This window comes from Serratia sp. CY55921, from assembly GCF_052167655.1.
In the GTDB taxonomy this organism is placed as follows: Bacteria; Pseudomonadota; Gammaproteobacteria; order Enterobacterales; family Enterobacteriaceae; genus Serratia; species Serratia ureilytica.
On sequence record NZ_JBJNMU010000009.1, the window covers coordinates 16,891 to 38,179 of the forward strand.

General features: G+C 60.0%; 22 protein-coding genes. 9 read left to right on the forward strand and 13 right to left on the reverse strand.

The annotated features are described in order from the left end of the window. The first annotated feature begins 53 nt into the window (after positions 1–53). Positions 54–1,010 carry a cyclase family protein gene (locus ACJ8M3_RS23335; protein ID WP_033644424.1) on the forward strand — a complete coding sequence of 319 codons (957 nt, stop codon included), beginning with the start codon at positions 54–56 and terminating at the stop codon, positions 1,008–1,010. Between the two features lie 85 nt (positions 1,011–1,095). Here ACJ8M3_RS23335 and ssb1 read toward each other — a convergent pair whose 3' ends face one another. Beyond that, a complete protein-coding gene (gene ssb1, locus ACJ8M3_RS23340) occupies positions 1,096–1,626 on the reverse strand; it encodes a single-stranded DNA-binding protein SSB1 (RefSeq protein ID WP_004936793.1) in 531 nt (176 codons plus the stop codon). A 277-nt stretch (positions 1,627–1,903) separates the two neighbouring features. On the opposite strand from ssb1, the gene uvrA reads away from it, so the two are divergent. The 3 genes from uvrA (at position 1,904) to ACJ8M3_RS23355 (ending at position 6,884) form a co-directional block, all read left to right on the forward strand. Further along, the gene (gene uvrA / locus ACJ8M3_RS23345; protein ID WP_089197501.1) at positions 1,904–4,732 is read left to right on the forward strand and encodes an excinuclease ABC subunit UvrA; all 2,829 of its coding nucleotides are present in this window, start codon (positions 1,904–1,906) and stop codon (positions 4,730–4,732) included. Between the two features lie 328 nt (positions 4,733–5,060). Continuing rightward, positions 5,061–5,867 carry a MipA/OmpV family protein gene (locus tag ACJ8M3_RS23350; protein WP_033651345.1) on the forward strand — a complete coding sequence of 269 codons (807 nt, stop codon included), beginning with the start codon at positions 5,061–5,063 and terminating at the stop codon, positions 5,865–5,867. Between the two features lie 219 nt (positions 5,868–6,086). Continuing rightward, positions 6,087–6,884, forward strand: coding sequence for a M48 family metallopeptidase (locus tag ACJ8M3_RS23355; RefSeq protein ID WP_158524121.1), 798 nt, complete (start codon positions 6,087–6,089; stop codon positions 6,882–6,884). Between the two features lie 13 nt (positions 6,885–6,897). Here ACJ8M3_RS23355 and maa read toward each other — a convergent pair whose 3' ends face one another. The 5 genes from maa to ACJ8M3_RS23380 all read right to left on the reverse strand — a co-directional run bounded on the left by maa (position 6,898) and on the right by ACJ8M3_RS23380 (position 10,248). After that, the gene (gene maa, locus ACJ8M3_RS23360) at positions 6,898–7,455 is read right to left on the reverse strand and encodes a maltose O-acetyltransferase (protein ID WP_033644419.1); all 558 of its coding nucleotides are present in this window, start codon (positions 7,453–7,455) and stop codon (positions 6,898–6,900) included. A gap of 146 nt (positions 7,456–7,601) precedes the next feature. Next, positions 7,602–7,955, reverse strand: a complete 354-nt coding sequence (locus ACJ8M3_RS23365; RefSeq protein ID WP_019453210.1) for an MmcQ/YjbR family DNA-binding protein — start codon at positions 7,953–7,955, stop codon at positions 7,602–7,604. A 4-nt stretch (positions 7,956–7,959) separates the two neighbouring features. Next, positions 7,960–8,376, reverse strand: a complete 417-nt coding sequence (locus tag ACJ8M3_RS23370; RefSeq protein WP_016930264.1) for a secondary thiamine-phosphate synthase enzyme YjbQ — start codon at positions 8,374–8,376, stop codon at positions 7,960–7,962. A 125-nt stretch (positions 8,377–8,501) separates the two neighbouring features. Continuing rightward, positions 8,502–9,695, reverse strand: coding sequence for an amino acid aminotransferase (locus ACJ8M3_RS23375; protein WP_033644416.1), 1,194 nt, complete (start codon positions 9,693–9,695; stop codon positions 8,502–8,504). A gap of 79 nt (positions 9,696–9,774) precedes the next feature. After that, positions 9,775–10,248: an Lrp/AsnC family transcriptional regulator gene (locus ACJ8M3_RS23380; RefSeq protein WP_025304444.1), complete on the reverse strand. Its 474-nt coding sequence runs from the start codon at positions 10,246–10,248 to the stop codon at positions 9,775–9,777. Between the two features lie 215 nt (positions 10,249–10,463). On the opposite strand from ACJ8M3_RS23380, the gene ACJ8M3_RS23385 reads away from it, so the two are divergent. Beyond that, the gene (locus ACJ8M3_RS23385; protein WP_442514748.1) at positions 10,464–11,231 is read left to right on the forward strand and encodes a transporter substrate-binding domain-containing protein; all 768 of its coding nucleotides are present in this window, start codon (positions 10,464–10,466) and stop codon (positions 11,229–11,231) included. A 44-nt stretch (positions 11,232–11,275) separates the two neighbouring features. Here the strand turns inward: ACJ8M3_RS23385 and alr are convergent, their stop codons facing one another. Continuing rightward, positions 11,276–12,355: an alanine racemase gene (alr, locus tag ACJ8M3_RS23390; RefSeq protein ID WP_047026579.1), complete on the reverse strand. Its 1,080-nt coding sequence runs from the start codon at positions 12,353–12,355 to the stop codon at positions 11,276–11,278. A gap of 17 nt (positions 12,356–12,372) precedes the next feature. Beyond that, a complete protein-coding gene (dnaB, locus tag ACJ8M3_RS23395; protein WP_025160134.1) occupies positions 12,373–13,797 on the reverse strand; it encodes a replicative DNA helicase in 1,425 nt (474 codons plus the stop codon). Positions 13,798–13,964: 167 nt separating this feature from the next. On the opposite strand from dnaB, the gene ACJ8M3_RS23400 reads away from it, so the two are divergent. Further along, the gene (locus tag ACJ8M3_RS23400; protein WP_089197502.1) at positions 13,965–14,948 is read left to right on the forward strand and encodes a quinone oxidoreductase; all 984 of its coding nucleotides are present in this window, start codon (positions 13,965–13,967) and stop codon (positions 14,946–14,948) included. Positions 14,949–15,248: 300 nt separating this feature from the next. Here ACJ8M3_RS23400 and pspG read toward each other — a convergent pair whose 3' ends face one another. After that, complete coding sequence (gene pspG, locus ACJ8M3_RS23405; RefSeq protein WP_025304448.1) at positions 15,249–15,467, reverse strand: envelope stress response protein PspG; 219 nt, start codon at positions 15,465–15,467, stop codon at positions 15,249–15,251. A 157-nt stretch (positions 15,468–15,624) separates the two neighbouring features. Then, the gene (gene dusA, locus ACJ8M3_RS23410) at positions 15,625–16,635 is read right to left on the reverse strand and encodes a tRNA dihydrouridine(20/20a) synthase DusA (RefSeq protein WP_089197503.1); all 1,011 of its coding nucleotides are present in this window, start codon (positions 16,633–16,635) and stop codon (positions 15,625–15,627) included. A 202-nt stretch (positions 16,636–16,837) separates the two neighbouring features. Here dusA and ACJ8M3_RS23415 point away from each other — a divergent pair, with 202 nt between their 5' ends. Together ACJ8M3_RS23415 and ACJ8M3_RS23420 are read left to right on the forward strand one after the other, a co-directional pair. After that, positions 16,838–17,371 (forward strand): tetratricopeptide repeat protein, encoded by a 534-nt coding sequence (locus ACJ8M3_RS23415; RefSeq protein WP_042785465.1) that lies wholly within the window; start codon positions 16,838–16,840, stop codon positions 17,369–17,371. Positions 17,372–17,389: 18 nt separating this feature from the next. Beyond that, complete coding sequence (locus ACJ8M3_RS23420) at positions 17,390–17,935, forward strand: RNA polymerase sigma factor (protein WP_089197504.1); 546 nt, start codon at positions 17,390–17,392, stop codon at positions 17,933–17,935. Between the two features lie 4 nt (positions 17,936–17,939). Here ACJ8M3_RS23420 and ACJ8M3_RS23425 read toward each other — a convergent pair whose 3' ends face one another. Beyond that, on the reverse strand, positions 17,940–18,512 hold the full coding sequence (locus ACJ8M3_RS23425; protein ID WP_042785466.1) for a sugar O-acetyltransferase: 573 nt from the start codon (positions 18,510–18,512) through the stop codon (positions 17,940–17,942). Positions 18,513–18,757: 245 nt separating this feature from the next. On the opposite strand from ACJ8M3_RS23425, the gene zur reads away from it, so the two are divergent. Then, positions 18,758–19,270 (forward strand): zinc uptake transcriptional repressor Zur, encoded by a 513-nt coding sequence (gene zur, locus ACJ8M3_RS23430; RefSeq protein WP_015379223.1) that lies wholly within the window; start codon positions 18,758–18,760, stop codon positions 19,268–19,270. A 102-nt stretch (positions 19,271–19,372) separates the two neighbouring features. Here zur and ACJ8M3_RS23435 read toward each other — a convergent pair whose 3' ends face one another. Both ACJ8M3_RS23435 and dinF read right to left on the reverse strand, forming a co-directional pair. Further along, positions 19,373–19,582 carry a CsbD family protein gene (locus ACJ8M3_RS23435; protein WP_004936743.1) on the reverse strand — a complete coding sequence of 70 codons (210 nt, stop codon included), beginning with the start codon at positions 19,580–19,582 and terminating at the stop codon, positions 19,373–19,375. A 315-nt stretch (positions 19,583–19,897) separates the two neighbouring features. Next, the gene (gene dinF / locus ACJ8M3_RS23440) at positions 19,898–21,235 is read right to left on the reverse strand and encodes an MATE family efflux transporter DinF (RefSeq protein WP_442514749.1); all 1,338 of its coding nucleotides are present in this window, start codon (positions 21,233–21,235) and stop codon (positions 19,898–19,900) included. Positions 21,236–21,289 lie beyond the last annotated feature (54 nt).

Below are 21,289 nucleotides of genomic sequence, written 5' to 3' on the forward strand. Positions count from 1 at the left end.
GACGGCTCATTTTCATTCACCCTGCAATACGTTGTTATAAGGATGAGTCACTGATGAAATCATTGTATCGCCTCTCCCTCTTGCTGCCTTTGCTTGCCACAGTGCCTGCACACGCCGCAGAGTCCGCCGCTCAGCCGTCAGACTGGTATCCTTCCGTTTACGGTGCAAAAGACGAAATCGGCGCGGCCAACCTGCTCACGCCAGAGGTCGTATTACAGTCCGTGCAGTTGGTAAAACAAGGCAAGACATTGTCATTGGCGGTGCCCGTCGATAAAGATTTCCCGGCGTTCCGCCACCGCAGCTTCCGCTTATATAATATTCAGCCTGGTCAGCAGGACGGTAAAACGCTTGGCCCAAATAAATTCACCTTTAATGATGAATTGGTGAATGCCTGGACCGGCGTCGGCACTCAGTTGAATGGCATTGGCCATATCGGCATCGACAATGTTTATTATAACGGCAATAAGGCGGCGGATTTCGTCACCGTAGATGGCGTGAAAAAATTGGGCGTGGAAAAAGTGCCGCCCATGGTCACACGCGGCGTCGTACTCGATATGACGGCTTATTATCATAAAGACATCGTTCCGGGCGGCACCGAATTTTCCGTTGCGGATATTCAAGCGGTGCTTAAGAAGCAGGGCATTAGCTTAAAGAAAGGCGACGTTGTTTTATTTAATACCGGTTGGCTGGAGCTGATTGGTAAGGACAATAAAAAATTCCTGGAGGTCGAGCCGGGTATTGGCATGGAAGCGGCGAAGTGGTTGGCTGACCAAGGCATCGTGGCCTTTGGCGGTGATACCTGGGCTTCCGAAGTATACCCTAACCCGAAAAATGACGAAGAGTTCCCGGTCAACCAATACCTGCTGGCCAAACGCGGCGTCTATAACCTGGAACTGATCGACAGCCGCCCACTGGTGCGCACGAAAACCTGGGAATTCCTGTTCGTACTGGGGCAACCGCTGTATGTCGGCTCAACCCAGGTCAACATCAACCCGGTAGCAATTTACTGATTGGCGACACCGCCGTAGAAAATCGGCAGTGAGCGCCCACAAAAAACCCCGCCTGAGCGGGGTTTTTTTAGCGCTGTTGCCAGGCTTAGAACGGAATATCGTCGTCGAAATCCATTGGCGGTTCGTTGCTGGTCGCCGGAGCGCTGTTCTGCGCCGGACGAGACTGCTGCTGGCCGCCGCTGAACTGGTTGCCGCCCTGTGGCTGTTGAGGCTGGCCCCAACCGCCCTGGCCGCCGGCAGATTGACCGGCCGGTGCGCCGCCGCCCTGACGGCCGCCCAACATCTGCATGGTGCCGCCGACGTTAACCACGATCTCGGTGGTGTAGCGATCCTGGCCGCTCTGATCCTGCCATTTACGGGTCTGCAGGGAGCCTTCGATATAGACCTGAGAGCCTTTGCGCAGGTATTCGCCCGCCACTTCAGCCAGTTTGCCGAACAGCACAACGCGGTGCCACTCGGTCTTCTCTTTCTGTTCGCCGGTCGCTTTGTCACGCCAGCTTTCGGAGGTCGCCAGGGTAATGTTGGCCACTGCGCCGCCGTTCGGCATGTAACGGACTTCTGGATCCTGACCCAGATTCCCGACCAGAATTACTTTGTTTACGCCTCTGCTGGCCATGAGCACTTCTCCCGATGATTGATTTCTACACAGTATAAACGCGTCAGTTTACCACGCTGAGTACGAAACCACACCCGTGTTGATAAGTGCGAATTGCATTCCAGAATTGTCTTTCCAATCGACCTTATTGCATTCGCATACTGGATATCCATTCAGGTTTTTTTGTGTCATAATTATGCGTTTCGACCTGGCTGTGCCGGTTTTTTGCGAGATCCATCACAAAATCCCCCGCAAAAATCGCGACAGGCGCGGTGTATCATCAAGACGGGAAGTGTAAATGGACAATATCGAAGTTCGTGGTGCTCGAACCCATAATCTGAAAAACATCAACCTGATCATCCCGCGTGACAAACTGATCGTCGTCACCGGCCTGTCCGGTTCCGGCAAGTCTTCGCTGGCTTTCGATACGCTGTATGCCGAAGGGCAGCGGCGCTATGTCGAATCACTCTCCGCCTATGCGCGCCAGTTCCTGTCGCTGATGGAAAAACCGGACGTCGACCATATTGAAGGTCTGTCGCCGGCGATCTCCATCGAGCAGAAATCCACCTCGCACAACCCGCGATCCACGGTCGGCACCATCACCGAGATCCACGACTACCTGCGCCTGCTGTTCGCCCGCGTCGGCGAGCCGCGCTGCCCGGATCACCATGTGCCGCTGGCGGCGCAAACCGTCAGCCAGATGGTCGACAACGTGCTGAGCCAGCCGGAAGGCAAGCGCCTGATGCTGCTGGCGCCGGTGGTGAAAGATCGCAAGGGCGAACACACCAAAACGCTGGAAAACCTGGCCGCTCAGGGCTATATCCGCGCGCGCATCGACGGTGAAGTGTGCGATCTGTCCGATCCGCCGAAGCTGGAGCTGCAGAAAAAACACACCATCGAAGTGGTGGTCGACCGTTTCAAGGTGCGCGACGACATGGCGCAGCGCCTGGCCGAATCGTTCGAAACCGCGCTGGAGCTCTCGGGCGGCACCGCGGTGGTGGCGGACATGGACGACGAAAAAGCGGACGAGCTGCTGTTCTCCGCCAACTTCGCCTGCCCGATCTGCGGCTACAGCATGCGCGAACTGGAACCGCGCCTGTTTTCCTTCAACAACCCGGCCGGCGCCTGCCCGACCTGCGACGGCCTGGGCGTGCAACAGTTCTTCGATCCGGATCGCGTGGTGCAAAACCCCGAGCTGTCGCTGGCCGGCGGCGCGATCCGCGGCTGGGATCGCCGCAACTTCTATTACTTCCAGATGCTGCGCTCGCTGGCGGAGCACTATGAGTTCGACGTCGAAGCCCCGTTCAACACCCTGAGCGCCAACGTGCAGAAGGCGGTGCTGAGCGGCTCCGGCAAAGAGTCGATCGAATTCAAATACATCAACGATCGCGGTGACACCACCGTGCGCCGCCACCCGTTCGAAGGCGTGCTGCACAACATGGAGCGCCGCTATAAAGAGACCGAATCCAGCGCGGTGCGCGAAGAGCTGGCGAAGTTCATCAGCAACCGCCCTTGCGCCTCGTGCCACGGCACCCGCCTGCGTGAAGAGGCGCGCAACGTGTTCGTCGAAGACACCACGCTGCCGGAGATCTCCGATCTGAGCATCGGCCATGCGATGACGTTCTTCCAGAACATGAAGCTCAGCGGCCAGCGCGCCAAGATCGCCGAGAAAGTGCTGAAAGAGATCGGCGATCGCCTGAAGTTCCTGGTGAACGTCGGCCTGAACTACCTGTCGCTGTCCCGGTCGGCGGAAACGCTCTCCGGCGGCGAAGCGCAGCGTATCCGCTTGGCCAGCCAGATCGGCGCCGGTTTGGTGGGCGTGATGTACGTGCTGGATGAGCCGTCGATCGGCCTGCACCAGCGCGACAACGAGCGCCTGCTGGAAACGCTGATCCACCTGCGCAACCTCGGCAACACGGTGATCGTGGTGGAGCATGACGAAGACGCCATCCGCGCCGCCGACCACGTGATCGACATCGGCCCCGGCGCCGGCGTGCACGGCGGCCAGGTGGTGGCGGAAGGCACCGTCGATGACATCATGGCGCAGCCGGAATCGCTGACCGGTCAGTTCCTCAGCGGCAAACGCGAGATCGCCATCCCGGCGCAGCGCGTGCAGGCCGATCCGACCAAGGTGCTGAAGCTGAGCGGCGCGCGCGGCAACAACCTGAAGGACGTGACGCTAACGCTGCCGGTCGGTCTGTTTACCTGCATCACCGGCGTGTCCGGCTCCGGCAAGTCGACGCTGATCAACGATACGCTGTTCCCGATCGCCCAGCGCCAGCTTAACGGCGCTACCATCGCCGAGCCTGCGCCGTTCCGCGAAGTGACCGGCCTGGAACATTTCGACAAGGTGATCGATATCGATCAGAGCCCGATCGGCCGCACGCCGCGCTCCAACCCGGCCACTTACACCGGCATCTTCACCCCGGTGCGCGAGCTGTTCGCCGGCGTGCCGGAGTCGCGCAGCCGCGGCTATACGCCGGGCCGCTTCAGCTTCAACGTCAAGGGCGGGCGCTGTGAAGCCTGCCAGGGCGACGGGGTGATCAAGGTCGAGATGCACTTCCTGCCGGACATCTACGTCCCGTGCGACCAGTGCAAAGGCAAACGCTATAACCGCGAAACGCTGGAAGTGAAGTACAAAGGCAAGAGCATCCACGAAGTGCTGGAGATGACCATCGAAGAAGCGCGCGATTTCTTCGACGCGGTGCCGGCGCTGGCGCGCAAGCTGCAAACCCTGATGGATGTCGGCCTGTCCTACATCCGCCTCGGCCAGTCGGCCACCACGCTCTCCGGCGGTGAGGCGCAGCGCGTCAAGCTGGCGCGCGAGCTGTCGAAACGCGGCACCGGCCAGACGCTGTATATCCTCGACGAACCGACCACCGGTCTGCACTTCGCCGATATCCAGCAGCTGTTGGCGGTGCTGCATCAGTTGCGCGATCAGGGCAACACCATCGTGGTCATCGAGCATAACCTGGACGTGATCAAGACCGCCGACTGGACCGTCGATCTGGGGCCGGAAGGCGGCAGCGGCGGCGGCGAAATCCTGGTCGCCGGCACGCCGGAAACCGTGGCCGAGTGTGAAAAATCGCACACCGCGCGCTTCCTGAAACCGCTGTTGGAAAAATAACGGCGGATGATACGCTCAACGAGGCGCCCTATTCCGCCTCGTTGAGCAATCAACCTATCCCTCTGCGAGAAACATTAAATACCCTTCTCTGCATCATTCCTTTAAAAACAGGCGCTTTGGACCCAGCCAATAATAAACTCGCCCCATCATGCCATTTGTTTGGCTTTTGTTTATTCCCCATGCGTTTCACTATTGCGGTGAAATAACGCCAATGGCGCGCCGTCGCCTGTCGATTAATCAATATAAACATGGCGTTTATCAATAAGCCGTCATTTAAACGTGGGCCTGCGGGCCGTTTATTCAATGGGATGATATAAAGGTGTTTAACGTGGATAATAAACTGGGTACCTCTGCCGCCGCCCTGCTCTTTCTTTTTCCCCTCGCCGGTCAGGCGCAGGACGGCGAAGCGTCTTTAACGCTCGCCGGCGGCCTCGCCGTCGCTCCCGCCTATGAAGGCTCGTCTTTTTACAGCATTGAACCGCTGTATCAGGTGAATGCCGGCTATCAAAACGCCAGTTGGGGAGAATTCAGCGCGGGCAGCGAAGGGGCGCGCTGGCAATTCCCCATCGCCGGGCCCGTCGGCATCGCGTTATTGCTCAACTATGACGCCGGCCGTGACGAGGAAATCAAAACCTTGCGCGGGCGCAACACTCGACTCAAAGGAATGGGCAAACTGGGCGGCGCGCTGGAAGCCGGCGCTGAGCTGAGCTACCAACTCGACCCCTTCCGCGCCTATGTCAAAGGGATGCAGGCGACGCGCAAACGCAGCTACGGCGGGGAAGAACTGGGCCACACCGCCTATGTGGAAAGCGGACTGACCGGGCAATATCCGCTCAGCGAACAGCTGACGCTTATCGGCAATCTCTCCACCACCTGGGCCAACAGCGGCTATCAGCGCGGCTATTTCGGCGTGACGTCGCAGCAGGCGCAGCACAGCGCCTTCAGCGCATATCGGCCGGGCAGCGGCTTCAAGGACGCGACGCTCACCGCCGCACTCAACTACCAATGGCGACCGAACGTGGCCTTCCAGGCCGGCGTCGGCGTAACGCGCCTGCTGGGCGACGCGGCCGACAGCCCCATCGTTGAGAAAACCACCTCGGGCATGGCCTTCACCAGCGCCAGCTACAGTTTTTGACGTTTTTGCCTAAGTCTGTGCAGGAAGGGATAAACGCCATGATTAAAAAACGAACTACAGTTTAGCTGAGTGTTAGGTAAACGGATGGATAATTAAACATTCATTATTTACCTGACAATGTCAGGCGTGGCTTTCCCTTATTAAGGATATTTTATGTGTCAACATCATGCGACGGAATGTCGTAATTTCACCGCATTTCGCCACCGCTGGGAAATGCCCATGATCTGGCTATCGGCGATAATTACCTTGTTCGGTTTTTTATTTGGCATCGCCGCCGTCGTGGTAAATACGGATGGAACTGCACTTGGGTTGGGAGACGACGCCAAGGAAACATTGGATACCCTCAGCCTGCTCGCGTTATTACCGCTGATCCCGATCGCTTTCTATATTTACCGTTTCTATCTCGCCGCACAGGCGAAATCCAACGCCTTGCGCATCGGGCCGGCGCAATTTCCGGAACTGTTCGCGCTGTATCAGGATATCGGCCGTCGGCTGGAACTCAAGACGCTGCCCAAGCTTTATCTGACCAACGGCAACGGCGTGGTCAACGCCTTCGCGCTGGAATGCAACCGCCGCCAGCGCTACGTGGTGATCCATGCTGAAATCGCCATGCTGATGCCCACCGCGCCGGAGATCGTGGAGTTCGTGCTGGCCCATGAATTGGCCCATCACAAGCTGCGGCACGTGTCGCTGTGGCGTCTGGCGATCGGCGTTGTGCCGCAGTCGCTGGTGCTGCCCGGCCTGGCGACCACTCGCGCGCAGGAGTATTCCGCCGATCGCGTGGCGCTCGCGGTGTGCCCGAACTACGCCAACACGGTGCGGCTGCTGGCCGTCGGCCCCTGGATGCAGCACGGCGTGAATCCGCAGGCCTGGCTGGAGCAGTGCGAAGAAGAGAACAAGGAGCTGTTTGTTCGCATCAGCAATCTGCTGTCAGACCATGCGGTGATGGTCAAACGCTTCAAGGCGCTCAAAGACATCGAGATGCACGGCTTCGAGCGCCATGGCAGCATGTTTTAATCCGCCCGAGGGCTTACAGCGTTTTCAGCACGCGCGCCGGGTTGCCGCCCACCACGCAGTTGGCCGGCACGTCTTTGGTCACCACCGCGCCGGAGGCCACGACCGCATTATCGCCGATGGTCACGCCCGGATTGATCACCGCGCGCCCGCCGATCCACACGTTGTTGCCAATCTTGACCGGCTTGCCGAACTCCGCGCCGCCGACGCGGGTCTCGGCGTCCAGCGGATGAGTGGCGGTGTAGATATGCACGCCCGGCGCCAGCAGGCAGTTGTCGCCGATGTGCACCTCGCACACGTCGAGGATCACGCAGTCGAAATTGGCGTAGAAGTTCTTGCCGAGATAGATGTTATAGCCGTAGTCGCAGCGGAACGTCGGCTCGATGGCGCCGCCTTGATAGCCGCCCAGCAGCTCGTCCAGCCACTGTTTGCGCAGCTCGCCCTCTTCCGGCGATGAGTGGTTGTAGCGATGCGTTATCTGGCGCGCGCGCCGACGCTCGCTGCGCAGCAGTTCATCGCCGGCGTCGTACAGTTCCCCGGCGATCATCTTGCGCTTTTCTTCGCTCATGGCCATGTCGGCCTCCTTCATCCGCGTTTCTTGAATGCCCAAGCGTAGCCGCTTTAGCCCGGCAATAAAAAGGGAACGTTCCCAATTTAAAACCGCGATCACGGTTTAACGCGAGAAAGCAGGAGAAAACGGGCGGCGCCGCCGCCCGGCAATCAGGCGCGCAGTTCCTGGCGCACGTGTTCGGGCAGGCCTTCCACCACCAGCTGATAGGAGCTGTCGATCAACGTATAAAACTGCGAGTTCGGCAGGTTGCCGTCGAGAAATACCGTATTCCAGTGCGCCTTGTTCAGGCCGTCGCAGGCGACGATCTCAGGGTGGTGTTCGCGCAGGCTTTCCGCCAGCTCCGGGCTGGACTTGACCGCCAGCGCCGGCCGCCCTTCCACTTCGCACACCATGGCGAACATCACGTCGCCCACCTTGATCTGGCTGGCCTGCCACTGGTTCTGGTCGCTTTGCTCCGCGCCCGGCTTCGCCATGCAGTACTCCAGCAATGCGCTGTTATTCATTGGGTTATTCCCCCTGTAATGTGGCCACAATACGGCGTGCTCCGCCGTGGATGCGGTGCTCCCCCAGCCAGATGCCCTGCCATGTGCCCAACATCAGCCGCCCGTGCCTGACGGGCAGCGTCAAGGAAGCGCCCAGCAGCGAGGATTTGATGTGCGCCGGCATGTCGTCCGGCCCTTCGTAGTCATGTTGATAGGGGGCGTTTTCCGGCACCTGACGCAGGAAATGCTGCTCCATATCGGCTCGCACCGTGGGATCGCAGTTCTCGTTGAGCGTCAGCGAGGCCGAGGTATGCTGCAGCAACAGATGCAGCAGGCCGGTTTGCAGGCGGTGTAAGTGGGTTAACTGGTTGGTGATCTCGTCGGTAACCAGATGAAAGCCACGCGCTTTTGCGCTGAGGATTAGCGTTTGCTGATGCCACATGAGTGAGCGCCCCTCAATCAGTATATTCTCTCTCCGGTTTGCGGCAACTTCGGCGGCGCGCCGGCAATAAAAAAGGAGCGATATCGCTATCGCTCCCGATGAACGTCCATTCAGACTAACAGGCGTTACTGCACCGCAGCAAACGCCTCGGCTACCTGACGCACGTTGTCGTGGTTCAGGCCGGCCACGCACATGCGGCCGCTGTGGATCAGGTAGACGCCGAACTCTTCGCGCAGGCGATCGACCTGCGCCGCGCTGAAGCCGGTGTAGCTGAACATGCCGCGCTGCGCCAGCAGGTAATCGAAGTTGCGCTGCGGCAGCGCGCTCTTCAGGGTGTCCACCAACGCGTGGCGCATTTCGAGAATGCGGGTGCGCATGCTTTCCACTTCATTGAGCCACTGGGTTTTCAGCTCAGCGTCGTTCAGCACTTTAGCTACCAGCTGCGCGCCGAAGTTCGGCGGGCTCGAGTAGTTGCGGCGCACGGTCGCCTTCAGCTGGCCCAGCACGCGCCCGGCCGCTTCTTCGCTTTCACACACCACCGACAGGCCGCCGACGCGCTCGCCGTACAGCGAGAAGATCTTCGAGAACGAGTTGCTCACCAGGCACGGCAAGCCGGCCGCCGCAATGGCGCGAATAGCGTAGACGTCCTGCTCCATACCGCCGCCGAAGCCCTGATAGGCGATGTCGAGGAACGGAATGATCTCACGATCGGCGATCACCTTGATCACTTCGTCCCACTGGGCGGGGGTCAGGTCTGAGCCGGTCGGGTTGTGACAGCACGGATGCAGCAGCGCGATGCTGTGCTTCGGCAGCTGTTTCAGCGCAGCCAGCATGGCGTCGAACTTCACGCCCAGGCTTTCGCCGTCAAAATACGGATAGGTATTCACCTTGAAACCGGCGCCGCTGAAGATGGCTACGTGGTTTTCCCAGGTGGGATCGCTGACCCACACCTGCGAATTCGGGAAGTAGCTTTTCAGGAAGTCGGCGCCCACTTTCAGCGCGCCGGAACCGCCGACGGTCTGAATGGTGGCGATGCGCCCCTGCTGCAGCATCGGGTGCTGCTCGCCGAACAGCAAATGCTGGATGGCGGTGCGGTAGGATTGCAGCCCTTCCATCGGCAGGTATACCGAGGCGCCGTGCTCGACGCTGTTCAACTGCGCTTGCGCCGCGGCGACCGCACGCATCTGCGGAATGACGCCCTGCGCATCGTAGTACAGGCCAATGCTCAGGTTCACCTTGTGCGCGCGGGGGTCTTGTTTGAATTTTTCCATCAGTGACAGAATGGGATCGCCGGCATAGGCGTCAACGTTCTGGAACACGTTTTTTTCTCCTGGTTTATTTATTGTGGTTTGGGCACAGCGTTACGTTCCTAATATAGACGGAAAAGCGTATTCGGTTTCAGCTTTCTCGCGTCACCGGCAACAAACCGTTTTCCTTGATGCGATTGAGCACCACCGCCGTTTTGATATGCGCCACGCTTTTGTGCGGCGACAGCGTCTGGCTGATGAACTCGCTCAGCGCCGGCAGGTCCGCCACCGCCACTTTCAGCAGGTAATCGGCGTCGCCGGTGGTCTTGTAAGCGTCCAGGATCGCGTCCACGTCCTCCAGCATCTGATGAAAGCTGTCGATCTGCTCCTGAGCGTGCGTGATCAGGCTGACTTCAATCAGCCCCACCAGCCCCAGGCCGACCGCCTCCGGCGCCAGCCGCGCGTGGTAGCCGCGGATCAGCTGCGCCTGCTCCAGGCTGATGCGCCGCCGTGAACACTGGGAAGCGGAAAGCCCCACCAGTTCGCTCAGCTCCTGATTGGTCAAACGGCCGTTGGCCTGTAACAGCGTCAGGATTTTCATATCAAAATCGTCAATGTTGTACATAGCCACCTGTAAACTGTGTTAATAAATGTTGACGTTACAGCCTACCAGTTTTTTTACCGTTGCCGACGTCACACCCTGGCGCTTAAATCGCGTACAGCAGCAACGCCCGGCGTTTTCGCCGGTAAGCGGCATAAAAAACGGCTAACTCATGCAGGCAAACGACAATTAACGGCGAAGTAACGCATAAAACCACGAATGTATAAAAAGGACGCCAGATGAAAAAGTTACTCCCTCTCGCGCTGCTGCTCGCCGCCGGCAGCGCCGGCGCGCAATCCCACCTGGACAAAGTGCTGCAGCAAAAGACCCTGGAGGTCTGCACCACCGGCGACTACAAGCCCTACACCTTCCTCAAGGAAGATGGCAGCTATGAAGGCATCGATATCGACATGGCGGAATCGCTGGCGAAGAGCCTCGGTGCCAAGGTGAAGTGGGTGAAAACCAGCTGGAAAACCCTGACGCCGGACTTCGCCTCCGGCAAGTGCGACATCGCCATGGGCGGCATCTCCGTCACGCTGGAGCGACAAAAACAGGTGTTCTTCGCCGACAAGCTGGATACCGACGGCAAAATTCCGCTGGTGCGCTGCACCGACGTGAAGAAATACCGCACGATAGAACAGATCAACAAACCGTCGGTGCGTCTGCTGGAACCGGCGGGCGGCACCAACGAAGCCTTCGTGCACGCCTATCTGCCAAAAGCCAAGCTGACGCTGACGCACGACAACATGAGAATTTTCCAGCAGTTGGTGGATCGCAAGGCGGACGTGATGATCACCGACGCCTCCGAGGCGCTGTACCAGCAGAAGCGCTATCCGAAGCTGTGCGCGGTGAATCCGACCAAACCGATGCAGTACGGCGAAAAGGCTTATATGCTGCCGCGCGACGATCTGAGCTGGAAACTGTATGTGGATCAGTGGCTGCACCTGGCCAAGGCGACCGGCGAGTATCAGAAGGTTATCGACAAGTGGTTGGCGGTAAAGAAGTAACCCGCTGAGAAACGGGGCCGACGCGCGTCGGCCCCTGCGGCGTATCAGTCGCCGATGTATTCCATCGCCACGCGCTGCGTGAGCTTGGTGATCAGTTCATAAGCGCTGATGCCGGTACAGGCGGCGATGCGCTCGACCGGCAACGCCGGCCCCCACAGCACCGCTTCATCCCCCACCTTATCGGCGGCGTCCGGCCCGAGATCGACCGAAATCATGTCCATCGACACCCGGCCGACGATCGGCACTTCGCGGCCGTTGATCAGGATCGGCGTGCCGGTCGGCGCGCTGCGCGGGTAGCCGTCGCCGTACCCCATCGCCACCACGCCAAGGCGAGTATCGCGCGGGCTGATCCAGGTGCCGCCATAGCCCACCGCTTCACCAGCCTTGTGCTCGCGCACCGCGATCAGGCTGGATTTCAGCGTCATCGCCGGCTGCAGACCATGCTCGGCGCCGCTGCCGCTATCCAACGGCGACACGCCGTACAGAATGATGCCGGGGCGCACCCACTCGTTGTGGGCGTCCGGCCACAGCAGCGTGCCGCCGGAGGCGGCGACCGAGCGCTGGCCCGGTTTGCCGCGCGCGAACTGCTCGAAGCAGGCGATCTGTTTCAGGGTGGCGTCGGACTCCGGCTCGTCGGCGCGGCTGAAGTGGCTCATGATATTGACCGGCTGCGCCACGTTGCGGCAGGCGCACAGACGCTGATAAAACGCCTCCGCCTGTTCGGGACGCACCCCCAGCCGATGCATGCCGGTATCGAGCTTCATCCACACCGGCACCGGGCGCGCCAGCTCGGCCTGTTCCAGCGCCTCGAGCTGTTCGATGCTGTGCACCGCGGTTTCGATGTTGTTCGCCACCAGCACCGGCAGGTCTTCGGCGCTGAAGAAGCCTTCCAGCAGCAGGATCGGCTTGACGATGCCGCCGGAGCGCAGCATCAGCGCCTCGCCGATGCGCGCTACGCCGTAGCAGTCGGCGTCTTGCAGGGTGTGTGCTGTTTCCAGCAGGCCATGTCCATAAGCGTTTGCTTTCACAACGGCAATCAGGCGGCTTTGCGGCGCCTGGCGGCGCACCTGTTGCAGATTATGTCGCAGAGCGCGGCGGTCGATTACAGCGGTTGCCGCTTTCATTTCAGTTCCTTAGCTGATTATTCGTCATCGTATTGTGGCCCCGCGTAGTTATCGAAACGCGACCACTGGCCGTTAAAGGTAAGGCGCACGGTGCCGATTGGGCCGTTACGCTGCTTACCGATAATAATTTCCGCGATCCCTTTCAGATCGCTGTTCTCGTGATACACCTCATCACGATAGATGAACATAATCAGGTCGGCGTCCTGCTCGATGGAGCCGGATTCACGCAGGTCGGAGTTGACCGGGCGTTTGTCGGCGCGCTGCTCCAGGCTTCGGTTCAGCTGCGACAGCGCCACCACCGGCACCTGCAGCTCTTTCGCCAGCGCCTTCAGCGAGCGCGAAATCTCGGCGATCTCCAGCGTACGGTTGTCGGACAAGGCCGGCACGCGCATCAGCTGCAGGTAGTCGATCATGATCAGGCTAAGCCCGTCGTGCTCACGGAAAATGCGCCGCGCGCGCGAGCGCACCTCGGTCGGCGTCAGGCCGGAGGAGTCGTCGATGTACATGTTGCGCTTCTCCAGCAGGATGCCCATGGTGCTGGAAATGCGCGCCCAGTCCTCGTCGTCGAGCTGGCCGGTACGGATGCGCGTCTGATCCACGCGCGACAGTGACGCCAGCATACGCATCATGATCTGCTCGCCGGGCATCTCTAGGCTGAAGATCAGCACCGGTTTCTCCTGGGTCATCGCGGCGTTTTCGCACAGGTTCATGGCGAAGGTGGTTTTCCCCATCGATGGACGGGCGGCGACGATGATCAGATCGGACTTTTGCATGCCCGCGGTTTTCTTGTTGAGGTCCTGATAGCCGGTATCGACCCCGGTCACGCCGTCATGCGGCTGCTGATACAGCTGTTCGATGCGCGAGACGGTGTCTTCCAGGATGCGTTCGATGCCCTTCGGGCCCTCGTCTTTGCTGGCGCGGTTCTCGGCGATTTGGAATACGCGGGATTCCGCCAGATCGAGCAGGTCTTCGCTGCTGCGCCCCTGCGGATCGTAGCCGGCGTCGGCGATTTCGTTAGCCACCGAGATCATTTCGCGCACCACCGCGCGCTCGCGTACGATGTCGGCGTAGGCGCCGATGTTGGCGGCGCTCGGGGTGTTTTTCGACAGCTCGGCCAGGTAGGCGAAGCCCCCCACCGAGTCCAGTTCGCCCTTCTGTTCGAGCGATTCGGACAGGGTGATGAGGTCGATAGGCTTGCTCATCTCCAGCAGACGCTGCATCTCGGTAAAGATCAGGCGATGCGGGCGGCTGAAGAAGTCGTTGGCGACCACGCGTTCCGCCACGTTGTCCCAACGCTCGTTATCCAGCATCAAACCGCCCAACACCGACTGTTCGGCCTCCAGCGAGTGCGGCGGCATCTTCAGCCCTTCCATCTGACGATCTCTGGAACGCTCTCTGGTTTCGTCCGCGTTTGTTTTGTTGGTTGGTTTTTTTCCTGCCATGAAACGTAGTCTTTATCCGGTTGCGAATGAAGGATCCTGACGCGAGAGTATACGTGATTTTTGCGTCATAACCGATGCAAAAAAGGTATTGAACCCCGCACGGGCGAACTGGATCTCCGATAATAAAAAGAATAGGGTGAAATCAGACACTCCAACGAGGTAACCCTATGGCCAAGCGCATTCAATTCTCCGCCGTCGGCGGACCGGAAGTCTTGCAATACGTTGATTTTACACCGCTCGATCCGGCTGCCGGTGAAGTGCAGATCGAGAACAAGGCGATCGGCATCAACTACATCGACACCTATGTGCGCAGCGGGCTGTACGCGCCGGCTAGCCTGCCGAGCGGCCTCGGCACCGAAGCGGCCGGCGTGGTGGTCAAGGTCGGCGCCGGGGTCAGCGCGATCAAACCGGGCGACCGGGTGGTGTATGCGCAGTCGTCGCTCGGCGCCTACAGCGAGATCCACAACGTGCCGGAAGAAAAAGTGGCGCTGCTGCCGCACAACCTGAGCTTTGAGCAAGGCGCCGCTTCTTTCCTGAAAGGGCTGACGGTGCACTACCTGCTGCGCCAGACCCACGACGTGCAGCCGGGTGAAGTGTTCCTGTTCCATGCCGCCGCCGGCGGGGTTGGGCTTATCGCCTGCCAATGGGCCAAAGCGCTGGGCGCGCGCCTGATCGGCAGCGTCGGCTCCGACGAGAAAGCCGCGCTGGCGAAACAGGCCGGCGCCTGGGCCACCATCAACTACCACAAAGAGGATATCGCCCAGCGGGTGGCAGAACTGACGCACGGCGAGAAGGTCGGCGTGGTGTACGATTCGGTGGGGCAAAGCACCTGGCAGGCCTCGCTCAACAGCCTGAAACGGCGCGGCCTGATGGTCAGCTTCGGCAACGCCTCCGGCCCGGTGACCGGCGTCGATCTGGCGCTGCTGAATCAGAAGGGTTCGCTGTACGTCACCCGCCCTTCTCTCAACGGCTACATCACCAACCGCGCCGAGCTGCAGTACGCCAGCAACGAGCTGTTCTCCCTGATCGGCAGCGGCGCGATTCGGGTGGAGGTAAGAGACGAGCAGAAATTCGCGCTGGCCGACGCCCAGCGGGCGCACCAGGTGCTGGAAAGCCGCAGCACCAGTGGCTCCAGCCTGCTGATCCCCTGATAGCGGCAAAAGAAAAGGGCTCCTTGCGGAGCCCTTTCTGTTACTGCGTTTTGTAGGGGTAGAGCAGAGTCCGCCAGAGACAGGGGGTTGCTTCAGCAACACGAATTTTGGTTGTCTCTCACGGTGATGAAATTGGTCGCATCACTGCATCGACCCACATCCTAACAGCCCCGTCCGGCAAAAAACACGCTTTATGTGCCACATCGCGCGGTAAAACTGCCAAGCTGTGATCGCTGCCGCATTAGCGGGGCGGCAAGTTGTGCAAGTTTCATCGCGACTGACTGATTATTCAGCAAAAAATCAGTAACGCCTGGCCTGCGGTTTCTGCATCGACCGGTAAATCCATACCCCGACCACCGCCAAAATCAGCCACGGCAGCAGCTTGATGACCACCGCGAACAACCCGCCCAACAGCATGAACGCCGCCGCCACCAACAGCGCAGCGAAGATCCCCAGCAGCGAGATGCCGGTCACCATCAGCATCACCACAAAGCCAATGAGAAAGAAGATTTCCAACATGATTGCTCCTTTGCAATACAACGTATCTGCAGAGTGGATTACAAGAAGCGTGCCAGAACGGCGGATGGGCTAACCCATTGAAAATAGAGGACAGGCATCCGGTAACGCACCGAACGCCTGGCGAAAAACACTAACTGTTGGTCAAATTTTTTGTGGATTACGCCATTTCGACGCGCGGCTGACGCACCAGCGCCAGCGCCTGCTCCACCACCCACGCATCGGCGCCCGGCTTGTGGGCGTTCTCGCTCAGATGGCGACGCCACTGGCGCGCGCCCGGCACGCCCTGGAACAGACCGAGAATATGGCGAGTAATGTGGCCAAGATAGGTGCCGTTAGACAGCTCGCGCTCGATATACGGATACAGCGCTTCGACGATCGCCACGCTGTCCGGCACCGCAGTCTGCGCGCCGAACAGTTCGCTGTCGACCCGCGCCAGGATACCCGGATTCTGATACGCCTCGCGCCCCATCATCACGCCGTCCAAGTGCTGCAGGTGCTGCCGCGCCTCTTCCAGCGTTTTCACCCCGCCGTTAATGGCGATGGTCAACGCCGGGAAATCCCGCTTCAACTGATAGACGCGCGGATAGTCCAGCGGCGGCACTTCGCGGTTTTCTTTCGGGCTGAGGCCGGAGAGCCAGGCCTTGCGCGCGTGGATGGTGAACATGTCGCACTCGCCGCGCCCGGCGACGGTCTCGATAAAGTCACACAGGAAGGCGTAGCTGTCCTGATCGTCGATGCCGATGCGGGTCTTCACCGTCACCGGGATCGACACCACGTCGCGCATCGCCTTGATGCAATCGGCGACCAGCGCCGCCTGGCCCATCAGACAGGCGCCGAACATGCCGTTTTGCACCCGATCGGACGGGCAGCCGACGTTGAGGTTAATCTCATCGTAACCGCGCTGCTCCGCCAGCTTGGCGCAATGCGCCAGCGCGGCCGGATCGCTACCGCCCAGCTGCAGCGCCACCGGATGCTCTTCTTCGCTGTAGGCCAGATAGTCGCCCTTGCCGTGGATGATCGCGCCGGTGGTCACCATCTCGGTGTACAGCAGCGTTTCCTTGGTCAGCAGGCGGTGGAAGTAACGGCAATGACGATCGGTCCAGTCGAGCATCGGCGCGATGGAGAAACGATTGGCGGCGTAGGTTGGGGCGTGGTTGTCTTTCGTCATGCTGAGTTACTGGCTACCTGAGTCTGTCTGGGTTCAACGAACGGCGCGCGGCCGCAAACGGCTATTATAACGACAATCGGCGCCGTTGGGAAAACCCGCTTGCCGCCGGCAAAAATAAGCGGAGACAAGGCGAATAAACCCGCTCGTTCAGGTGTTATCTCATTACGGGCGCGCACGGCGCCTCTGCCTTGAGGACATAACCATGAACAGCTTCATTAAACGCCTGCTGGCATCGGCCATTGCCGGCTGCCTGCTGTTGTCCGGCGCGGCGCTGGCGATGGGCGGCGACGGCAGCGGCCAAACCCCGCCAACCTGTCCGAAAGGCCAGGTCTACGACAGCAAAACTCAGACTTGCATGGTAGATAAAAGCGGCAAGGTCGACGACGCCGACCGCACTAACTACGCCTATGCACTGGCGAAAAGCGGCCGTTATCAGGAAGCGCTCGATATGCTCAATACGTTGAAAAATCCCAACACCGCCGTTGCGCTGAACTATCGTGGCTACGCCACGCGCAAACTTGGCCGCACCGATGAAGGGATCGGCTATTATTTAAAATCAGTAGCCCTCGATCCGAAATACCCCAAAGTGCGCGAGTACCTGGGGGAAGCCTATATGCTGAAAGGCCGACCCGATCTGGCTCGCCAACAGCTGCAGGTGATCCAGTCGCTGTGCGGCACCGGGTGCGAGGAGTACCGCGATTTGGCGGCGGCCATCGACCGCCACCCGGAATCGTGATCCGACGCGCCTGCGGAGGTGACTATCAGCGGCGATGCGATACGCGATGAACTCGGCCACTATCTCTCCCGCCTGTGGCGCTATGCGCTGGTGCTTTCGCACCGGCGGGATGTCGCCGACGATCTGGTGCAGGCCACCTGCCTGCGTGCGCTGGAGCGCGCCGCGCAATTCACCCCCGGTTCACACCTGGATCGCTGGCTGTTTTCCATCTTGCACTCCATTTGGCTCAATGAAGTTCGCGCCCAACATCTTCGCCAGGGGCAAGGCTGCATGGCGGCGGAAGAGCTGGGCGATGCGGACAACGGCGAACAGCCGGTCTGGCTCCATGAAGTGATGCGGCGCGTCAGCCGGCTGCCGACGGCCCAGCGCAACGCGCTGTTTCTGGTGTATGTCGAAGGGCTGTCTTACCGGGAGGCCGCAAAAGTGCTGGCGGTGCCGATCGGCACCGTCATGAGCCGTTTGGCGACCGCACGTCTGGCATTGGCCGATGACCGCCCGTTGGCAAACGCCGGCCCGCACCGCAAAGAGCGCCATCCCGCCCCCTTGCCTCCTGCTCGTCGATAACGCCCTATTCCAACGAGCGGATAACCCGGCATGGCTGCCCCAGCGCCAGCACGTTGGCCGGGATGTCGCCGGTGACGATGCTGCCCGCGCCGATGGTGGTGCCGTCGCCGATAGTCACTCCCGGCAGGATCACTACGTTGCCGCCGATCCAGACGTTGTTGCCGATGGACACCGGCTGCGCCGAGGTGCGGAAAGGGAAATCCGGATCGCCGGTGAAGCGCTCTGCGGCCTTCAGCGGGTGGCTCGGCGTATAGATTTGCACGTTGGGGCCGATCAGCGTGTTGTCGCCGATGGTGATGGTATTGCAGTCGAGGAACACCGCGTTGACGTTGATAAAACAGTTTTTACCGATGCGGACATGCTGCCCGTAGTCGCACCAGAATGGCGTTTCAATCCAGCTCGCTTCCCCCCAGGCGCCGAACAGCTCGCCGAGCAGGCGGTTTTTCTCGTCCGCCTGATGCGAGTCCAGCGCCCCCAAGCTTTTGATCAACGCCCTCGCCCGATGGTACATCCCGATCAGTTCTTCATCGCGGCTGTTGTACTCCAGGCCGCTTAACAGCTTCTCTCTTTCCGTCATCACACAGGGCTCCTGCTCATCACGCGGGTGAAAGGCGTTATACCGCGCTCGCCCCCCGCTCTCCAGCGCTAAAACCGGCAACGTTGATTTGCCGCCCGACGGCGGGGAAAAGTTGTGACGCATCTCTCTTTTAGCGCGATCGGCGCGCCTTTCCCTGCGCTATCATCAGGGGAAAAGGGGGCAACTCTCGGCGATTCGCCGTAATCATGGTAAAATCGGCTTTTTTACGTACCGGGATATTTGCGATGAACTCAACCACCCAGGAAAAGCTGCTGGCGCAGGCTGAACGCCTCTGCCAGCAACGCAATGTGCGATTGACGCCGCAACGGCTGGAAGTGCTGCGTCTGATGACTCAGCAACCCGGTGCAATCAGCGCATATGACCTGCTCGATCTGCTGCGCGTCGCCGAACCGCAGGCCAAGCCGCCGACGGTATACCGCGCGCTGGATTTTCTGCTGGAGCAAGGGTTTATCCATAGAGTGGAATCGGCCAACAGCTACGTGCTGTGCCACCATTTCGAACAGCCGATGCATACGTCCGCGCTGTTTATCTGCGACCGCTGCGGCCAGGTGACCGAACGCACCACCGAAGGCGTGGAGGAAACGCTGCAGAAGCTGGCACAGGAAGCCGGATTTGCACTGCGGCACAGCGTGGTGGAAGCGCACGGTCTGTGCGCCGGTTGCGTTGAAGTTGAAGCTTGTGACAGCAAGCATGACTGCGCCGAACACGATCACAGCATCGCCATCAAGAAGAAGTAAGACGAAGTCAGGTACTTCCCTGTACCTGCGGCCGGGGCGCCAGAGGATGGAGCGACGCCGGCCTGCGCTGTTGCCGGCCGCCGTCAGTGGCGGCCCTGCGTGTTACCAGCGGTGTTTGGTGTGATCTTCCCAGGCCTTCACCTCTTTTTCGGCCGCCTCTTTCTGGTAACCGTAGCGCTCCTGAATTTTGCCGACCAGCTGTTCGCGTTTCCCTTCGATGACCGTCAGATCGTCATCGGTCAGCTTGCCCCATTTCTCTTTCACTTTGCCTTTCAGCTGCTTCCAGTTACCGTCGGCTTGATCTTTATTCATAGTCTCTCCGTTAACCTGTGGTGAATCAGTGATCCCTGTTGCCGGTCGGGGTTAACCAGAAATTTTTCTGGCCGATGCTTCCTTCACCTTAAGAAGCACCGCTCCCCTTCATTTACCAGCCACATGATTCATTCTAGTTAAACATGGAAATAAAAAAGCCAAAACACAGAATAAAAAACCATTAACAAACAAAATAAAAACAAAAAACGCTAACAAACAACGAACTAACGCGAACAGATCAAGGCTGAAAACATGTAAGCAAACATGACCAAAATCATAAGAAAAACTAACCATTAACCCAACAAAACGTCCGGTTTAATGTGCAGTAAACCAGCTGCCGCGCACCTGGTGACGGTGCCAAATCGAGCCCAATGCCACGCCACGCAACGTCAGAAACACCGCCAGCGCCAGCCAGAGCCCGTGATTGCCAAGCAGCGGCACACTGAACAGCGTCAGACCGTACCCTGCCGCGGCCACCGCCATGCTGTTACGCATCTCAGCGCCGCGCGTGGCGCCGATAAACATGCCATCCAGCAAATAGCACCACACCCCGACCAGCGGCAAAATGACCTGCCACGGTAAATAGTGGGCGGCCAACGCGCGCAGCTCCGGTAGAGAGGTCAACGCCGCCACGATCTGCTGGCCGGTAACGGCATACGCCAGGCCGAAGGCCAACGCGACCAGCCCCGCCTGCCTGCAGGCCGCGTGCCACACCTTACGCAGTTGGCTGCCGTCCCGGGCGCCGTAGGCGTGGCCGGAATGGGCCTCCACCGCATAAGCGAAGCCGTCGAGCGCATAGGCGGTAAACGTCAGCAGGTTCATCAACACCGCGTTAACCGCCACCACATCGCTCCCCAGGCGAGCGCCGAAAATGGTCAGCGACGCAAAGCACAGCTGCAGCAGCAATGAACGCAACATGATGTCGCGATTGAGCGCCAGCAGGCGACGCAGATCGCCACGCCAGGCCTGACGCAACATCGCCAGGGTAATACCACGCAGACGCATCACCCGCCACGCCAGCCACAGGCCGAGCAATAGCGTGGCATATTCGGCGATGGCGGTGGCCGCCGCCGCCCCTCGCACGTTCCAACCCAGGCCCATTACCAGCCAAATATCCAGCACGATGTTCAGCAGGTTGCCGACGATCAGCAGGATCACCGGCGCACGCACGTACTGCACGCCGAGCAGCCAGCCCAGCAGCACCAGGTTGGCCAGCGCCGCTGGCGCACTCAACCAGCGGATCTCAAGAAAACGCCGCGCCTGCTCCAGCACCTCGCCATCGCCGCCGACGATCCGCAGCGCCAGTTCGATCAGCGGGTAGCGCAACAGGACGATCGCCCCCCCGGCCAACAACGCCAGCAGCAGCGGTTGCATAAAGGCGCGCGCCAGCGCCTGCGGGTTCTTCGCTCCCAGCGCCTGCGCCGCGAGGCCGGTGGTGCTCATGCGCAGGAACAGCAGCAGCATGAACAGGAAGCTGGTCGCCACCGCGCCGATCGCCACGCCTCCCAAATAGATCGGGCTGTCGAGGTGGCCGATCACCGCGGTGTCCACCAGCCCGAGCAGCGGCACGGTGATATTGGAGAAAATCATCGGCAGGGCGAGGCGCCACAGGGCTTTATCGGTGTCGCTGGTGAAGGCGGAAATCAGGCGCATGATGGGATGTTCCTGTGACAGAGTGACGAAGGGCGAAGTCAGAAACAAAAACGC

Excerpts from the sequence above, each read along its gene's own strand:
- ACJ8M3_RS23335 (WP_033644424.1), top strand. The coding sequence starts at position 54 with ATGAAATCATTGTATCGCCTCTCCCTCTTGCTGCCTTTGCTTGCCACA.
- ssb1 (WP_004936793.1), bottom strand. The coding sequence starts at position 1,626 with ATGGCCAGCAGAGGCGTAAACAAAGTAATTCTGGTCGGGAATCTGGGT.
- uvrA (WP_089197501.1), top strand. The coding sequence starts at position 1,904 with ATGGACAATATCGAAGTTCGTGGTGCTCGAACCCATAATCTGAAAAAC.
- ACJ8M3_RS23355 (WP_158524121.1), top strand. The coding sequence starts at position 6,087 with ATGATCTGGCTATCGGCGATAATTACCTTGTTCGGTTTTTTATTTGGC.
- maa (WP_033644419.1), bottom strand. The coding sequence starts at position 7,455 with ATGGCCATGAGCGAAGAAAAGCGCAAGATGATCGCCGGGGAACTGTAC.
- ACJ8M3_RS23365 (WP_019453210.1), bottom strand. The coding sequence starts at position 7,955 with ATGAATAACAGCGCATTGCTGGAGTACTGCATGGCGAAGCCGGGCGCG.
- ACJ8M3_RS23370 (WP_016930264.1), bottom strand. The coding sequence starts at position 8,376 with ATGTGGCATCAGCAAACGCTAATCCTCAGCGCAAAAGCGCGTGGCTTT.
- ACJ8M3_RS23380 (WP_025304444.1), bottom strand. The coding sequence starts at position 10,248 with ATGTACAACATTGACGATTTTGATATGAAAATCCTGACGCTGTTACAG.
- ACJ8M3_RS23385 (WP_442514748.1), top strand. The coding sequence starts at position 10,464 with ATGAAAAAGTTACTCCCTCTCGCGCTGCTGCTCGCCGCCGGCAGCGCC.
- alr (WP_047026579.1), bottom strand. The coding sequence starts at position 12,355 with ATGAAAGCGGCAACCGCTGTAATCGACCGCCGCGCTCTGCGACATAAT.
- dnaB (WP_025160134.1), bottom strand. The coding sequence starts at position 13,797 with ATGGCAGGAAAAAAACCAACCAACAAAACAAACGCGGACGAAACCAGA.
- ACJ8M3_RS23400 (WP_089197502.1), top strand. The coding sequence starts at position 13,965 with ATGGCCAAGCGCATTCAATTCTCCGCCGTCGGCGGACCGGAAGTCTTG.
- pspG (WP_025304448.1), bottom strand. The coding sequence starts at position 15,467 with ATGTTGGAAATCTTCTTTCTCATTGGCTTTGTGGTGATGCTGATGGTG.
- dusA (WP_089197503.1), bottom strand. The coding sequence starts at position 16,635 with ATGACGAAAGACAACCACGCCCCAACCTACGCCGCCAATCGTTTCTCC.
- ACJ8M3_RS23415 (WP_042785465.1), top strand. The coding sequence starts at position 16,838 with ATGAACAGCTTCATTAAACGCCTGCTGGCATCGGCCATTGCCGGCTGC.
- ACJ8M3_RS23425 (WP_042785466.1), bottom strand. The coding sequence starts at position 18,512 with ATGACGGAAAGAGAGAAGCTGTTAAGCGGCCTGGAGTACAACAGCCGC.
- zur (WP_015379223.1), top strand. The coding sequence starts at position 18,758 with ATGAACTCAACCACCCAGGAAAAGCTGCTGGCGCAGGCTGAACGCCTC.
- ACJ8M3_RS23435 (WP_004936743.1), bottom strand. The coding sequence starts at position 19,582 with ATGAATAAAGATCAAGCCGACGGTAACTGGAAGCAGCTGAAAGGCAAA.
- dinF (WP_442514749.1), bottom strand. The coding sequence starts at position 21,235 with ATGCGCCTGATTTCCGCCTTCACCAGCGACACCGATAAAGCCCTGTGG.